The 15,341-nt window shown below is 61.1% G+C and carries 17 protein-coding genes and 1 tRNA gene; all 18 read right to left on the bottom strand.

The features are described from left to right. Positions 1-30: 30 nt before the first annotated feature. Positions 31-106 (bottom strand) — tRNA-Lys (locus QQJ86_RS10565). Between the two features lie 65 nt (positions 107-171). Then, positions 172-852: a 7-cyano-7-deazaguanine synthase QueC gene (gene queC, locus QQJ86_RS10560; protein WP_284320899.1), complete on the bottom strand. Its 681-nt coding sequence runs from the start codon at positions 850-852 to the stop codon at positions 172-174. A 181-nt stretch (positions 853-1,033) separates the two neighbouring features. Next, positions 1,034-1,699, bottom strand: a complete 666-nt coding sequence (queE, locus tag QQJ86_RS10555) for a 7-carboxy-7-deazaguanine synthase QueE (RefSeq protein WP_284321008.1) — start codon at positions 1,697-1,699, stop codon at positions 1,034-1,036. A 37-nt stretch (positions 1,700-1,736) separates the two neighbouring features. Next, on the bottom strand, positions 1,737-2,573 hold the full coding sequence (gene ybgF, locus QQJ86_RS10550) for a tol-pal system protein YbgF (RefSeq protein ID WP_345782814.1): 837 nt from the start codon (positions 2,571-2,573) through the stop codon (positions 1,737-1,739). A 2-nt stretch (positions 2,574-2,575) separates the two neighbouring features. Then, complete coding sequence (pal, locus tag QQJ86_RS10545; protein WP_284320897.1) at positions 2,576-3,085, bottom strand: peptidoglycan-associated lipoprotein Pal; 510 nt, start codon at positions 3,083-3,085, stop codon at positions 2,576-2,578. 250 nt (positions 3,086-3,335) lie between these two features. Further along, entirely contained in the window at positions 3,336-4,658 is a 1,323-nt protein-coding gene (gene tolB / locus QQJ86_RS10540) for a Tol-Pal system beta propeller repeat protein TolB (protein ID WP_284320896.1), read from the bottom strand. A gap of 8 nt (positions 4,659-4,666) precedes the next feature. Beyond that, positions 4,667-5,605 (bottom strand): cell envelope integrity protein TolA, encoded by a 939-nt coding sequence (gene tolA / locus QQJ86_RS10535; protein WP_284320895.1) that lies wholly within the window; start codon positions 5,603-5,605, stop codon positions 4,667-4,669. Beyond that, positions 5,592-6,038, bottom strand: a complete 447-nt coding sequence (tolR, locus tag QQJ86_RS10530) for a protein TolR (RefSeq protein WP_284320894.1) — start codon at positions 6,036-6,038, stop codon at positions 5,592-5,594. Before tolR ends, tolA begins: the two co-directional genes overlap by 14 nt. 14 nt (positions 6,039-6,052) lie before the next feature. Beyond that, the gene (gene tolQ / locus QQJ86_RS10525; RefSeq protein ID WP_284320893.1) at positions 6,053-6,739 is read right to left on the bottom strand and encodes a protein TolQ; all 687 of its coding nucleotides are present in this window, start codon (positions 6,737-6,739) and stop codon (positions 6,053-6,055) included. A gap of 45 nt (positions 6,740-6,784) precedes the next feature. Then, a complete protein-coding gene (gene ybgC / locus QQJ86_RS10520) occupies positions 6,785-7,204 on the bottom strand; it encodes a tol-pal system-associated acyl-CoA thioesterase (RefSeq protein ID WP_284320892.1) in 420 nt (139 codons plus the stop codon). Then, positions 7,197-8,240, bottom strand: coding sequence for a Holliday junction branch migration DNA helicase RuvB (gene ruvB / locus QQJ86_RS10515; RefSeq protein ID WP_284320891.1), 1,044 nt, complete (start codon positions 8,238-8,240; stop codon positions 7,197-7,199). The genes ybgC and ruvB overlap by 8 nt, the downstream gene beginning before the upstream one ends. A 55-nt stretch (positions 8,241-8,295) precedes the next feature. Further along, positions 8,296-10,197 (bottom strand): potassium transporter Kup, encoded by a 1,902-nt coding sequence (locus tag QQJ86_RS10510; RefSeq protein WP_284320890.1) that lies wholly within the window; start codon positions 10,195-10,197, stop codon positions 8,296-8,298. A gap of 2 nt (positions 10,198-10,199) precedes the next feature. Further along, positions 10,200-10,796: a Holliday junction branch migration protein RuvA gene (gene ruvA / locus QQJ86_RS10505; RefSeq protein WP_284320889.1), complete on the bottom strand. Its 597-nt coding sequence runs from the start codon at positions 10,794-10,796 to the stop codon at positions 10,200-10,202. Beyond that, a complete protein-coding gene (gene ruvC / locus QQJ86_RS10500; RefSeq protein ID WP_284320888.1) occupies positions 10,793-11,314 on the bottom strand; it encodes a crossover junction endodeoxyribonuclease RuvC in 522 nt (173 codons plus the stop codon). The genes ruvA and ruvC overlap by 4 nt, the downstream gene beginning before the upstream one ends. Before the next feature lie 22 nt (positions 11,315-11,336). Beyond that, positions 11,337-12,062 (bottom strand): YebC/PmpR family DNA-binding transcriptional regulator, encoded by a 726-nt coding sequence (locus QQJ86_RS10495; RefSeq protein WP_284320887.1) that lies wholly within the window; start codon positions 12,060-12,062, stop codon positions 11,337-11,339. Between the two features lie 206 nt (positions 12,063-12,268). Continuing rightward, on the bottom strand, positions 12,269-12,904 hold the full coding sequence (locus QQJ86_RS10490) for an esterase/lipase family protein (protein WP_284320886.1): 636 nt from the start codon (positions 12,902-12,904) through the stop codon (positions 12,269-12,271). A gap of 66 nt (positions 12,905-12,970) precedes the next feature. Then, positions 12,971-14,743: an aspartate--tRNA ligase gene (aspS, locus tag QQJ86_RS10485; protein WP_284320885.1), complete on the bottom strand. Its 1,773-nt coding sequence runs from the start codon at positions 14,741-14,743 to the stop codon at positions 12,971-12,973. A gap of 262 nt (positions 14,744-15,005) precedes the next feature. After that, positions 15,006-15,308 (bottom strand): FmdB family zinc ribbon protein, encoded by a 303-nt coding sequence (locus QQJ86_RS10480; RefSeq protein ID WP_284320884.1) that lies wholly within the window; start codon positions 15,306-15,308, stop codon positions 15,006-15,008. Between the last annotated feature and the right edge of the window lie 33 nt (positions 15,309-15,341).

Below are 15,341 nucleotides of genomic sequence, written 5' to 3'. Positions count from 1 at the left end.
ACCTGCGTTGCCGCAGATCCTTTCAAATAGTGGTGGGCCGTGACAGATTCGAACTGTCGACCAACGGATTAAAAGTCCGCTGCTCTACCGACTGAGCTAACGGCCCGGAAAGCAAGCCGCTAATTTTAGAGTCTGGACGCCTGCGGCACAAGCGACACCTGACCGGATTGCTCAAGCATATCGGGTGGGATCGTCCAAACCGGCGTCACGGAAGCCCTGTGCACGCAGCCGGCAGGCGTCGCAATGGCCGCAGGCGCGGCCTTCCGCGTCGGCTCGGTAGCAGCTCACCGTCGCAGAGAAATCTATGCCCAGGCGCTGGCCTTCACGGGCGATATCCGCCTTGCTCATCGCCATCAAGGGTGCATGAATGCGGATGCCAGCACCTTCTACGCCAGCCTTGGTCGCCACGTTGGCCAGCCGCTCGAAGGCTTCAATGAATGCGAGGCGGCAGTCGGGATAACCGGAGTAATCGACGGCGTTCACACCGCACCAGATGTCGGTGGAGCCAAGCACTTCGGCCCAACCCAGGGCAATGGATAGCATGATGGTATTGCGCGCCGGCACGTAGGTAACCGGAATACCTTCCCCGCCTTGCTCCGGCACATCGATGTCCGCCGTGAGCGCCGAGCCGCCGATGCTGCGCAGATCCACGTGCACGGTTTTGTGTTCGACCGCACCGAGCATGCGCGCAACGCGTGCTGCTGCGTCCAGTTCGGAACTGTGGCGCTGGCCGTAGGCCACGCTCAGTGCGTGCACTTGATAGCCCTGTTCGCGGGCAATAGCGATAGTGACGGCAGAGTCCATGCCTCCGGAAACGAGGATGACAGCCTTACGGGGTATAGAACCTGACATAGTGAATTCCAACTGCAGAAGACGGCCGGTCACCGGCCGGGAACGCTGTCGGCGACACAGGCCGGCGCGTGTGGTTTATCTCCACGTATTGGAGAACTACAACTCGTCAATGACCAGCTTTGCTGTTGAAAAGCACCTCGGCGAAGGCCGGAATGACGGTAAGGTGAGATTGAGCACTCGCTCAATGCCCCGGCGCATCGTTCCACAGCAGCTTGTGCAACTGCAGTTGGAAGCGCACCGGCAATTTATCTTCGATGATCCATTCGGCCAAGGCGCGCGGTTCGATCGCGCCATGCACCGGCGAGAACAACACCATGCAACGACGATCGATGCGATGTTCGGCCACCACACCGCGCGCCCATTCGTAATCGACGCGACTGGCGATCACGATCTTTACTTGATCGTGCGGCAGCAGATGATCGAGGTTGGACCAGAGATTGCGCGCGCTTTCGCCGGAATCGGGTGCCTTCAGATCCATCACCTTGCGCACGCGCGGATCGACCTCGGCAACGTCCAGTGCGCCGGAAGTTTCCAGCGACACCTCGTAGCCGGCATCACACAGCTTGCGCAGCAGAATCAGGCAGCGCTTCTGCGCCAGCGGTTCGCCACCGGTGACGCACACGTGGCTGGCGCCATACGAGGCGACCTCAGCGAGAATGTCGTCGATGTCGCGCCAATTGCCGCCGTAGAACGAATACTCGGTATCGCACCACACACAACGCAGTGGGCAGCCGGTAAGACGCACGAACACGGTGCGCCAACCGATCGCGTCGGCTTCGCCTTGAATGGAATGAAAGATCTCGGTGATGCGTAGGCGTTCAGCCGCCGGAGAATCCGACGTGGTCATTTCCACGTTCGCCGATGTGCTGCTCACCACCTTACCCTCAACGCGTCGACTGCGAGAGTCGGCGCAGGCGTTCCTGGGCCAGCTTGGCCGCATTGGAATTGGGGTACTTGCTGACCACTGACTTCAACGTATCGATGCCTGCGTCAGTCTGCTTCATCTCTAGCTGGCTGTAGCCGAGTTTAAGCGTGGCATCTGCCGCTTTGTCGCTCTGCGGGTACTGGCTCAGCAGATGCTTGAAGGCTTCCACCGCCACTTGGTAGTTAGTGGTGGCGTAGTACGACTCGCCCAGCCAATAGAACGCATTTGGCGTGAGCGCATCGTTGGGATATTTCTGGATGAATTCGCGAAAGCCGCGCGACGAGGACACGTAGTCGCCTGCGCGCAAAGATTTGAATGCGGCGTTGTAGGCGTTGAGTGCAGCACTCTTCTGCGCAGCTGATTCGGCCGGTGCAGCGGGTGTCGACGTTGCGGCGGGAGCTGCATTGTTGGGGGCAGATGCGCTGGCTGCTGGAGCCTGCGCGGCGGTTGCCGATGATGCTGGCGCGGCGCTGCCCTGCTTTTCGAGACGACCAACGCGGCTATCCAGGTCGGTGTACTGCGCCTTGTTCTGGTCCTGCAATTGCTGAACCTGGTGCTGCAGCTCTTCGATCTGACCCTGCTGTTGCTGAATCATCGACTGCAATTGCTGCAGCTGATTGAGCTGGCCAACCTTGTTCTGGTCCTGGTTCTGCTGTTGCTGTTCGAGCCGTGCGACACGATCCGACAGACTCATTGGTGAGTTCTGCGCGTGTACGGGCGCCACAAACAGCAAGGCGGACGCCAGGGCGCCCGCCATGCTGAGATTGGCCATGAAACGATGAGCCAATCGAAACACCATTATGTCGCCGTGTAGACGATCTCAACGCGACGATTCTTGCTCCAGCAATCCTCGTTGTGCTCGCGGCACACGGGCTTTTCCTTACCGTGGCTGATCACGTTGATCTGGCTGGCGGAACCGCCATTGGCCTGCAGCGCGCTGGACACGGCGTTACCACGACGCTCGCCCAGGCCCAGGTTGTATTCACGCGTACCGCGCTCGTCGGCGTTGCCGTCCAAGGTCATGCGCGAGGTCGGCACGTCCTGCAGGAACTTGGCATGGCACTGCATGATCTGCTGGAACTCCGGCTTCACTTCGTCCTTGTCGAAGTCGAAGTAGACAACGCGCTGCTTCAGGCAGGCGTCGGTGTCGAGGTCAGCGGCGGTGTACTTGCCGGCGCCGGGCTGGGCCGGAGCGGTCGTGGTTTCCGGCTGCTGCGGAGCCTGCGGCTTGGTTTCCTGCTTCTTGGTACAAGCGGCCGCACCGACGCAAAGCAGGGCGACCAGGGCAATACGAACGGTCTTATTCATGGTGACGTTCCTTCAAACGGGTTTGGTTTCCGACAGTCAATGACGATTGCGGTTACGGGACAGTCTTCGCCGGTGGGCCGGCTGTTGTTTTATTTTTCTTACACCTACAACTACGGCCACGCATTGTACTGCAGAGGCCAGTAAAACAGGCATGGCAAAACGCCATACCTGTCGTGGCCGGAACACTCTCGCGCTCCGGGCCTCTCCTCAAGTCATCCGGTCGCGACGTAAGGTTCGCGACCGGATTGAATCACTGCTTGCGATAGGGTCCCCAGGACGGTTGGCGGACATCGCCATCGGCGAGCGCCAGGCGCTGCCTTACCAATCCATCGTTCGAAACGGCATAAAGCACGTCTCGGGCTCCATCGGTGGCGGCGTAAATCAACATGCTGGCGTTCGGCGCGAAGCTAGGCGATTCGTCGATCGGACCGGGCGAGAGAAACCGCACCTGCCCACCGAGGCTCTGGTCCACGATGGCGATACGATACACGTTCCCGTTGGCCTGCACCATGGCGGTCTGCTTGCTGTCGTAGCTGATCGCCGCATCCAGGTTCTGCTGGCCCTGGAAGGAAACGCGCTCGGGCGTGCCGCCGCCGGCCGACATGCGATAGATCTGGGGGCGGCCGGAGCGGTCGGAGGTGAAATAGATGCTCTGGCCATCCGGCGACCAGACCGGCTCGGTATTGATCGCCAGACTGCGGGTAAGGCGGGTTTCCTGGCGGCTGCCCAGATCCATCACGTAGATCTCGGGGTTGCCAGTATAAGAGAGGGACAGAGCAAGCTTGGTGCCATCCGGCGACCAGGCGGGTGCGCTGTTGATGCCCTTGGCACGGCCGGAAATGAGCTGGCGGGAGCCGGTGGTGATGTTCTGGATATACACCGCCGAGTTGCCGCTTTCGAAGGACACATACGCAATGCGCGTGCCATCGGGCGACCACTTGGGCGACAACAGCGCCTCATGCGAGCGCGCGACCACCTGCGGGTTGTAGCCATCCGAATCGGCCACGATCAGCGAATACGTGGCGTTGTTGCCGCTGCCGACCATGGTCACGTAGGCAATGCGTGTCCAGAATGCACCGGGAATGCCGGTGATCTGCTGGAAGATGGCATCGGCGATCTGATGCGCAACGCCGCGCAGGTCGCTGATGGAAGCAGGCGGCATGGCATTGCCGAGCAGTCGCTGCTGGCGATTCACATCCCACAGCTCGTATTCCACTGTCACCATGCCATTGCCGGCATCTTTGATGCGGCCGATCACGATGTAGTCCTGCTTGAGCAGACGCCAGGTGGCGAACTTGATGTCCGAACCCTGGCTGGGCTGCTCGACGATCTCACTCACCGCCAGCGAGCGGAATTTGCCGCAGCGGTTGAGATCGTTGCGGATCACGTCGGCGATGTCGGTGGGCAGTGGTGCGCCCTGCTGGGCGAAAGGCACTACGGCGACCGGTGTGGCGGATTTCACGCCACCGACGATCTGCACGTTCAACGATTGCTGCGCCATGGCGGGGCCTGCAACCAGGCCAGCGATGAATAACAGCAGGAGGGTAATTAGCGATCGGGATGATCTGCGCATGGGCTAGCTCACTGCGGAATGAAGGTGAAGTCGATGTCGCGGTGGAACACGCTTTCGAAGCCCTGATAGGGCAGCGGCTGCGCGCGCAGCACGGCATCCTCGACGGATTTCTTGCCAGCTGCATCGTAAGGGCAGTTAGGTGATGCTTTGGCGCTCAGCACATTGCCACCGGGAATCTGCACGATGTGGACCACGCATGGAGCGTTAGGCATGTTATCCGGCCTGATCCAATTCTGCGTGACGGCGTTCTGAATCGCCGCCATATATTGCGAAAGCAGCGTGCTGTTGGAGTTGTTGCCCGTCTGGCGCTGGTCCGCGTTCGGCAGATTCTCCATGCCGTTAGCCTGCGCGTTTTTCAGATCCGCGAGCTGCTTTTTCGCCTGGTTGGCTTTGCTGTCCGCCTTCTGTGTCTGCGCCGAAGCATTGTCGAGCTGCTTGAACAGCTCATCCACCTTCTCCTGCTCGGCCTTCTTTTTAGCCGCCTGGGCGTCCAATTCGGCTTGACGCTGGCGCTGCTTTTCTTCCTGTTCTTTCTTGGCGTTCTCGGCCTTCTGCAGACCTTCCTGCACCACGCGCTCCTGATCCACCACATCCGGATGCTCGGGTGGTGGCGGCAATTGACTCACCTTCGGCTGTTCGATCGGTGGCGGCGGAGGCGGCGGCACCGACGGCGGTGGTGGCACAGTGTTGGGCACCGGCTTCACTTTCTCCGACTTCGGCGGCGGCGCGGCCGTATTGCCGAGCAGTGTGGCTTCGATCACCGGACCGCTTAGCTGCAGCGGTGGCGGCGTGCAAGTGATCGGGTTCGGCAGATGCAGCTCAGTGAGGAATTTTTCGTACGACGTGCAGGGCAACATCGCCAGGAACAGGAAGGCGACGATACCCAGATGGAGAACGGCCGATAGCGCGACCGCGAGCGGAGTGCCCTTGGCGTTACGGTCGTCCATTCGGATTGCCCGACTCCGGCGCACTCATCAAACCGACCTTGGCCACACCGGCCTGCTGCAACAAGGCCAGTACCTGATATACACCGTCATACTTGCCGTCACGATCGCCCGCGACCAGCACGCTTACATCAGGATTCTGTTTTACGAACGCACCGACCTTGACCTTCAGCGCATCCGCTTCGATCGGTTCCTTCTTGCTGGTGCCCAAGGTGAGATACATGTGACCCTGGGTGTCGACTGAGATGATCACCGGCTCCTTCTTATCCTGCAGCGACTTGGCATTGGCTTGCGGCAGGTTGACGTCGACGTTCGCATTGAGCATGGGCGCGGTGACCATGAAGATGATCAGCAGCACCAGCATCACGTCGATGTAGGGCACGACATTGATTTCGGATTTGAGCTTTAAACGCTTGTGGCGCGCGGAGCTGAGCATGATCGCGGCCTCGCTTAGTGGTTATCGTCGGTCTGGATCTGGCGCTGCAGTACGGAGGAGAACTCTTCCTGGAACACTTCATAGCGCGAGGCGACGCGTTCGACCTTGTTGGCGTAGCGGTTGTAGGCCCACACCGCCGGAATCGCGGCGAACAAACCCATGGCGGTGGCGATCAGCGCTTCGGAAATGTGCGGCGCCACCACGGCGATAGTGACGTCCTTCATTTCGCCCAGGCCCTGGAACGCACCCATGATGCCCCACACCGTGCCGAACAGGCCGACGTACGGGCTGATCGAACCCACGTTGGCAAGGAATTCCAGATTGCGCTCGAGCAGGCCGATCTCCTTGGTGCCGGCCACACGCATCGCGCGCTCGGAACCTTCGATCACCGTGCGCACGTCGGTGCTGCGACGCTGGCGCTGGCGCACGAATTCGCGAAAGCCCGACTCGAAGATATTTTCCATGCCGCCGCTGTTGCCGCCGTTGTTGCTCACTTCGCGGAACAGCTGCGCCAGATCCGCGCCGGACCAGAAGCGCTCCTCGAAGGATTCGGCGTTCTCCATCGCGGCTTTGAGCTGCGAATACTTGCGGAGGATGATCACCCAGGAGAAGAACGACCCTATCACCAACACCAGCATCACCAGTTTCACTGGCAAGCTTGCACTCGCAAGGATCTCGAAAACGTTCAATCCACCGTTCATGGCTTGGGGGTTCTCCACCACATGGGTATGTCGTAAATAGTTGAATCAGGCTGGAACGCGATCGATCCGGCCGACAATGTCTTCAGGAATCCGCGCGGGCTGCATCCGTTTCAGATCCACGCATGCCGCGCGGACCTGCGCCTGGATAAGCACGGTGCCATCCGCCCGGACGATCGTTTGCGCGAAAAGAATACTGGCTGAACGACGTTCTTTGACTTCCACCGTGACTAGCAGTTCATCGTCCAGCAGGGCGGGCTTGAGGAAGTCGATCTCCATCCGGTGCACCATGAAGGCCAGTCCGGTCTCCTGTTTGAACGCCATCTGGTCCACGCCCAGGGCGCGCAGCCACTCCGTGCGGGCGCGTTCCATGAAACGCAGGTAGCTGGCGTGGTACACCACCCCGCCGGCGTCTGTGTCTTCCCAGTAAACACGTACCGGCCACCTAAATGTCTTAACGTCAGACATCGCTGGCACCAAACAGATCGCTCGGCTGCGGTTGTCGCGGAGGCGGCGTGAGGCCGAGGTGACGCCAGGCTTTGGCACTGGCCATGCGGCCGCGTGCGGTGCGTATCAGAAAACCCTGTTGGATCAGATACGGCTCGACTACGTCTTCCAGCGTGCCGCGGTCTTCGCTAAGCGCGGCAGCCAGCGACTCCACGCCCACCGGACCGCCATCGAAGTTCTCGATGATGACGGCAAGCAAACGGCGATCCAGCTCGTCGAAACCTTCGGCATCGACCTTGAGCATATTCATCGCGGCTCGCGCGGCATCGAGAGTGATGTGTCCGTCGGCACGCACTTCGGCGTAGTCGCGCACACGGCGCAGCAGGCGGTTGGCGATACGCGGTGTGCCGCGTGAGCGGCGTGCGATCTCCTGCGCACCATCCACTTCACAAGGAATGCCGAGAATGCGCGCCGAGCGACGCACGATCGCAGTGAGTTCGTCCGGCGAATAGAACTCCAGGCGTTGCACGATGCCGAAGCGATCGCGAAGAGGCGCAGTCAGCAGACCCGCGCGCGTCGTCGCACCAATCAAGGTAAAGGGCGGCAAGTCCAGCTTGATCGAACGCGCGGCCGGACCTTCGCCGATCATGATGTCGATCTGGAAATCCTCCATCGCCGGATAGAGCACTTCCTCGACCACCGGAGAGAGACGATGGATCTCGTCGACGAACAGCACGTCGTTCTTTTCGAGATTGGTGAGCAGCGCCGCCAGATCACCCGCACGCTCCAGCACCGGGCCCGAGGTGGAGCGGATGTTTACACCCAACTCGTTGGCAATCACATGGCTCAACGTCGTTTTGCCCAGACCTGGCGGACCGAAGATCAGCACGTGGTCCAACGCACCGCCACGTCTCTTCGCCGCCTCGATGTAAATCGACAGCTGCTCGCGCACCGCCTGCTGGCCGAGATACTCGTTGAGCCGCTTCGGGCGTATCGAGGCCTCCAGCGCTTCGTCGTCGAGCTGGGAGGCAGCGGTAATGATGCGGTGATCGGACATACGGCGATTATGGCTGAGAGTGAGGTTCCAAGGGCGAACAGCGCGCCCTGCTCCCTCAAATCTCCACTTGCGTCCCCAGCTCGATCAATCGATTACCCGGAATCTGGAAGAACGCCGTAGCCGGCAATGCATTGCGCGACATGAAAGCGAACAGGCGATCACGCCACAGCGCCATGCCAGGACGGCGTTTATCGGCAACGATGTTCTCGCGCGAAAGGAAGAAGGTGGTGTCCATCAGATCGAACGGCAGGCCCACCTTGGCGCACTTGGACAGCACAAGTGGAATGTTCGGATCCTCCGCAAAGCCGAAGCGCACTGCCAAGCCGTAGAAATCGCTGCCTAGCGGTGACAAGTGAATGCGTTCTTCGCGGTCGGCAAAGGGGGCTTCCAGCACCTCCACCGTGAGCATCACGTTGCGATCGTGCAGCACTTTGTTGTGCTTTAGGTTGTGCAGCAACGCGTGCGGTACAGCACTCTGATTGGCAGTGAGGAATACGGCGGTACCGGGCACACGTAGCGGCGGATGTTCGGTGATGTTCTCGATGAACGGCGATAGCGCCAGACCACCCTGCTTGATCTCACGTACCACCAGCTCGCGTCCACGGCGCCAAGTGGTCATCACCACAAACACGGCCAAACCCAGCACCAGCGGGAACCAGCCGCCGTATTCCACCTTGATCAGGTTGGCGGCGAAGAAGGAGATGTCGATGGTCAACAGGATCGCGCCCACGATCCACAGGAGTGGAAGGCTCCATCCCCACCGGTGACGCGCCACGAACAGCGCCAGCACGGTCGTGATGGTCATCGTGCCGGTCACCGCGATGCCGTAGGCCGCGCTCAGGCTGTCGGAGCTGCGGAAACCAAGCACCGCCACCAGCACCATCACCAACAGGAACGCGTTGATCCACGGCACGAAGATCTGGCCGGACATCTCGCGCGAGGTATGCACCACCGGCATGCGCATCGAATAACCCAGCGTCATCGCCTCACGCGTCATCGAGAACGCGCCGGAGATCACTGCTTGCGAAGCGATCACCGTCGCCACCGTGGCCAGCGCGATCATCGGATACAGCAACATCGACGGCACAGTCTTGAAGAACGGATTGTCGATGGCGCTGGGATCATGCAGCAGCAAGGCGCCTTGTCCGAAGTAATTGAGCACCAACGCTGGAAGCACGAAGTTGAACCATGCGAGCCGGATCGGCTGCTTGCCGAAGTGGCCCATATCCGCATACAGCGCCTCGGCGCCGGTGAGGGCCAGCACTACGCCGCCCAACGCGACAAACCCTTGCATGCCGTGCGTCATGAAGAAGCTCAAACCATAATACGGGTTGAGCGCGTACAACACGTGAGGCTCGGTCAGAATCATGCGTCCGCCGAGCACCGCGATCGTAATGAACCAGATCACCATCACCGGACCGAACAGCTTGCCCACGCGCTCCGTGCCATGTCGCTGCAGCGCGAACAGGAAGAACAAAATCACCGCCGTAACCGGCACCACCCAGTGCGCCAAGCCAGGCGCGGCTACCTTCACACCTTCCACCGCCGACAGCACCGAAATGGCCGGCGTGATCACGCCGTCGCCATAGAACAGCGAAGCACCGAAGATGCCGATAATCGCCAGCAACCACCGTAGTTTCGGTTGACCGCCCACACCGCGCAACGCCAGCGCCATCAGCGCCATGATGCCGCCTTCCCCTTTGTTGTCGGCGCGCATGATGAACACCACGTACTTCAGCGACACCACGATGATCTGTGCCCAGAAAATCAGTGACAGCACGCCGTAGATGCTTTCCGGTGTAGGACGCATGCCGTCGTGACTCAGCGTGGTCTGCAGGGTGTACAGCGGGCTGGTGCCGATATCGCCATAAACGACGCCGATGGCGCCTAGCGCCAAAGTGGCCAGTCGTTTCTTGGTGTCGGCTTCGCTCAAGCCTTGATGAATCTCCTGTCCCACGGTCAACTCCCGAGTGCGGCGCGCAGCGCCTTGCGGATGATGGTTTCGGCGTCGTCGCCCGATGCGGCGACTTTCTGTACGAGCCGAGTGACTTCGGCCGGCTTGTAGCCGAGCTGTTGCAGCGCCACGGTGGCTTCGGCAGCCGGATCAGCGGGCGCCCCGGGCGCGGCTGTGAGACCCGGCATGTTTATGCCAAGACCGTCGACACGATCGCGCAGCTCTACCACGATGCGTTCGGCCGTCTTCTTGCCGATGCCTGGAATCTTGGTGAGCGCGACCACATCGCCCGCCTGCACCAGCCGTGCGAAATCCTGCGTGGATACGCCCGACAGCACGGACAGCGCTGTCTTTGCGCCGATGCCGCTGACTTTCAGCAGATTGCGGAACGAGGTGCGCTCGGATTCATGCAGAAAACCGTAGAGCGCCACGCTGTCTTCCTTCACCGCGTAGTGCGTGAGCAGCGTCACTTCCTTGCCGGTTTGCGGCAGGTCGTAAATGGTGGACATGGGCGCTTCCAATTCGTAACCCACGCCACCCACTTCCACCAGCAGCCACGGTGGCTGCTTCGAAATAAGCGTACCTCTGAGTCGGCCGATCATCGGCGACGTCTCCATGCCGTGCGCGGAATGCCCACGCGTTCGAGACTGGAACGGGTATGCGCATGCGCGACGGCAATCGCCAGCGCATCGGCTGCGTCCGCCTGGATCGGACCCTTCAAGCCGAGCAATACACCGATCATGTGCTGTACCTGCGTTTTGTCGCTGCGGCCACCACCGACCACCGATTTCTTCACTTCGGTAGCAGCGTATTCGTGCACCGGGATACCGCGATTCACTACTGCGCAGATCGCCGCCCCGCGTGCCTGCCCAAGCTTGAGCGCCGAATCGGCATTGCGCGCCATGAATACGCGCTCAATGCCGCACTCCACCGGGCGATGCATCGAAATGATTTCATCCACGCCTTCGAAGATGCGCTTCAGGCGCAGCGTGAAATTCTCTTCGCCAGCCACGACTAGAGCAGCATGAAAAACGTGCGACAGCTTGCCAGCAGCATCGACATCCACGATGCCGATGCCCGTACGCTGGCTGCCAGGATCGATGCCGATGATACGGATCATGGAGAGGTGGCTCGAAAGCCCGTCACTCGGCCGGCAGCAACGCGTTGTGATAAACCTCGCTCACGTCGTCGAGGCCATCGAGTTTTTCGAGCAGATCGTTGAGCGTTTCGAGTATTTCACCCGACACGGCAGTGCGATTGTTCGGACGCATCACCACACCCGCATGCTGCGCATCGAGGCCGGCTTCGATCAGCTTCTGCTGCACGGCTTCGAAGTTTTCGGGTGCACAGAGCACCGTGCTTTCGCCGTTCTCGTTGACCACATCGTCGGCGCCCGCATCGAGTGCGGCTTCCAGGATCTTTTCTTCCTTCGCCTCATCGCCGCCGGTGGAGAACGCCAGCTCACCGCAGCGCGTGAACTGGAACGCCACCGAACCGCTGGTGCCCAAATTGCCGCCGTGCTTGGTGAGCGCGTGGCGCACGTCGGCCACCGTGCGGACGGTGTTGTCGGTGAAGCATTCGATGATCAGCGCGATGCCGCCCGGGCCATAACCTTCATAGCGCAGTTCTTCCATCTTCGCGCCGCCATCGGCACCGGAGCCGCGCTTGATCGCGCGTTCGATGGTGTCCTTGGACATGTTGGCGGTCAGCGCCTTGTCCACGGCCGTGCGCAGGCGCGGATTGAGCGCGGGGTCGGGCACGCCGGCTCGCGTGGCAACGGTGATTTCGCGGATCAGCTTGGTGAACACCTTGGCGCGCTTGGCGTCTTCGGCATTCTTGCGACCTTCGATGGACGGGCCTCTACCCATAGGGATACCTGGCTTGGGTTTGAAAGTGGAAAGCGGGAGATTTTACTGCATTGCGCCATCGCTCTCCTTCTCTCCTCCCGAAGTCACGGAAAAAAACTTGGCCCTCGTCGCCCCGGCGAAGGCCGGGGCCCAGCGACTTCGTTGGCCCATCAAGACACTGGGCCCCGGCCTTCGCCGGGGCGACGAGCCCGAGGTTTTCCCACAAATTACAAAGGAGAGAGGGAGCCAAAGCTCCCCTCGCGCAGGAAGTTGGCCGTCAACCGCGCCACTTCCGCCGAAAACAGCAGCCCCGTATGGCTGGTTTCGACCACGCAATGAGCAGCCAGCCCGGGCAGCACGGTTTCTTCCACCGCCACAGTGCCGTCGTGCTCGCCAGGAATGGGGCTGAGCATAGCGCCCAGGCCGATCGGCATGCGGCCGGCGATCACGCCCACTTCGCGTGGACCTTTCCAGGCTTCCAGCCCCAGTTCCAGCAACGCGCGGTTATGGCCTAGCAGCACCTCGCCGCCGCGCCCAAGGCGGGCGAAGGCACGCGCCGCGGCACTACCCTTCAGCGGTGAACCGAGACAGACGATGCGGCCAGGCGGCAGATCGTTCGCTGCCAAGCAAGCACGCAAAGCAAGCAGACCGCCCAGGCTATGGCCGACGAGATGCACCGGCCCGGGCGCGTAATCGAGCATGCTCGCATGCAGCCGACCCAGGATGTGCTCCTGCGTCGCCGCCACGCTCATGTAGTCGAAGCGATGGAGGCGAAAGCCCTCTTCCATCAGACGGCGATGCAGCAGGCCCAGCGCGAAACCGCGCATCCAAAGGCCGTGCAGCAAGATGACGTGTTCGGTCATGAAATCAAAGCACTACAAAGCAGCAGGCAGGATGCCATGCCGTGATTGAGGCATGGCATCGCCAGCTCAGCTTTTCGCTTTTTCTGTGACCGCCACCGCGACATGCAGTTCTTTCAACTGCGGCTCGCTCACTACAGACGGCGCATCCGTCATCAGATCCTGCGCGCTGGTGGTCTTCGGGAACGCAATCACGTCGCGGATCGATTCGGTGCCCGCCATCAATGCCGCAACGCGGTCGATGCCGAACGCGATGCCGCCGTGCGGCGGCGCGCCGAACTTCAGCGCCTTGAGCAGGAAGCCGAACTTCATCTCGGCTTCTTCTGCGCCGATGCCGAGCAACTCGAACACTGCGCTTTGCATGTCCGGGCGATGGATACGGATCGAACCGCCGCCGATTTCGTTGCCGTTGAGCACCATGTCATAGCCGCGGCTCACCGCAATCGCTGCATTGGCGCGCAGATCGGCGATGTCATCCACCTTCGGACCAGTAAATGGGTGATGCAGGGCGACGAAACGTTTTTCTTCCTCGTCATACTCGAACATCGGGAAGTCAGTCACCCACAGCGGTTTCCAGCTGTTTTCCACCAGGCCGCGATCCTTGGCCACCTTCAAGCGCAGCGCGCCCATGAAGTCGGTGACGGCTTTCCACTTGCCCGCGCCCAGGAACACCATGTCACCCGATTGCGCGCCAGTCGCCTTGAGCACGGCATCCAGCGCGGCATCATCGAGGAACTTCGCCACCGGCGAATTGACGCCTTCGCGGCCCTTGGCGAGGTCTTCCACCTTGATCCACGCCAACCCCTTCGCGCCGTACTTGGCCACGTATTCAGTGAGTTGATCAATTTCCTTGCGGCTGAGCGTGGCACCGCCAGGCAAGCGCAGCGCAGCCACGCGGCCGGCCGGATCGTTGGCCGGTTCGGCAAACACCTTGAATTCCACGTGCTTGAGCAGATCCGCTACGTCGACCAATTCCAGCGTGATGCGCAGGTCGGGTTTGTCGGAACCGTAACGGCGCATCGCCTCGTCCCAGGTCATGCGTGGGAACGATTCGGCCAATTCCACGCCGACCACTTCCTTGAAGATATGGCGGATCATCGCTTCGACGAAATCCTGCACATCGCGCTCCTGCACGAAGGCGAATTCCATATCGAGCTGAGTGAATTCCGGCTGGCGGTCGGCGCGCAAGTCTTCGTCACGGAAGCAGCGCGCGATCTGATAGTAACGGTCGAAACCGGCCATCATCAGGATCTGCTTGAACAGCTGCGGCGACTGCGGCAGCGCATAGAACTGACCCGGATGCACACGGCTGGGCACCAGGTAATCGCGCGCGCCTTCCGGCGTAGCCTTGGTGAGGATGGGCGTTTCGATGTCCTGAAAACCGCGCGCATCCAGATAACGGCGCAACGCCTGCACCAGCTTGATGCGCGTACGCATCATGTGCTGCATCTCGGGGCGGCGCAGGTCGAGGTAGCGGTACGTCATCCGCATGTCCTCGTTGGGGTTCTCGTGCAGCGCGAACGGCAAATCCTTCGCAGCGTTGAGAATCTCCACCTTCTCGGCCAGCAGCTCCACCGTGCCGGTCTTCAGCTTGTCGTTGGCCGACAGGCGCTTGCGAATGCTGCCCGTGACGCGCACGCAGTATTCGTAACCCAGCTCGCCGGCTACTGCGAAAGCATCTGCGTTCTCGCGCTCGATCACTACCTGGGCGATGCCCTCATGGTCGCGCAGATCGACGAAGGCGACGTGGCTCTGCAGGCGAAGGGTGTTGACCCAGCCGCACAGGGTGACGGTCTGGCCGACCAGCGACTCATTGATGAGGCCGCAGTAATGCGTGCGCATGCGCTTGATGCTCCGTGCCGCCAGGGCGGCGAATCAGCGTGGAAAAGGCTCGGAATCTTAGCATTCCCCACGGCATCCCGCCGTGCAGTACCCCAATGATCATCAGCGCATCGGCATCTGCCGTGGTGGAAGGTCCTCAGGGGAGCCGTCATTCCCGCGAAAGCGGGAATCCATTTTCATGGATACATCAGAGCAAAGTGGATTCCCGCTTTCGCGGGAATGACGGCCGTGAGGGAACGCATACGTTCATGGCAATCCACGCTCAATCGTTCGACGCGGCAGACGGGGCTGGAGCCGGCGCAGGGGCGGGTGACGGACTGGAACTCTTTTCCGACGACGTGCTGGTGCTGGCATCTCCGGCGAGATTTCGCTTCTTGTCACCGTCTTTCTTGAAGTCGGTTTCGTACCAGCCGCCGCCCGCCAAACGGAACTGCGGCGCGCTGATCTGCCGCTGCACTTGCGGGGCGCCACAGTCAGGGCACGTGGAAGGATCGGGGTCGGAAATTTTCTGCAAGCGGTCGAAACGATGACCGCAGGCGTTGCATTGGAATTCGTAAATAGGCATAGGGAAGGGCTACGCAAACGCCATCGGGGCCGA

The organism is Dyella acidisoli, assembly GCF_030160295.1.
Lineage (GTDB): Bacteria > Pseudomonadota > Gammaproteobacteria > Xanthomonadales > Rhodanobacteraceae > Dyella_B > Dyella_B acidisoli.
The sequence above is the reverse complement of the archived record's forward strand: the minus strand, read 5'-3'. Positions and strand labels throughout refer to the sequence as shown.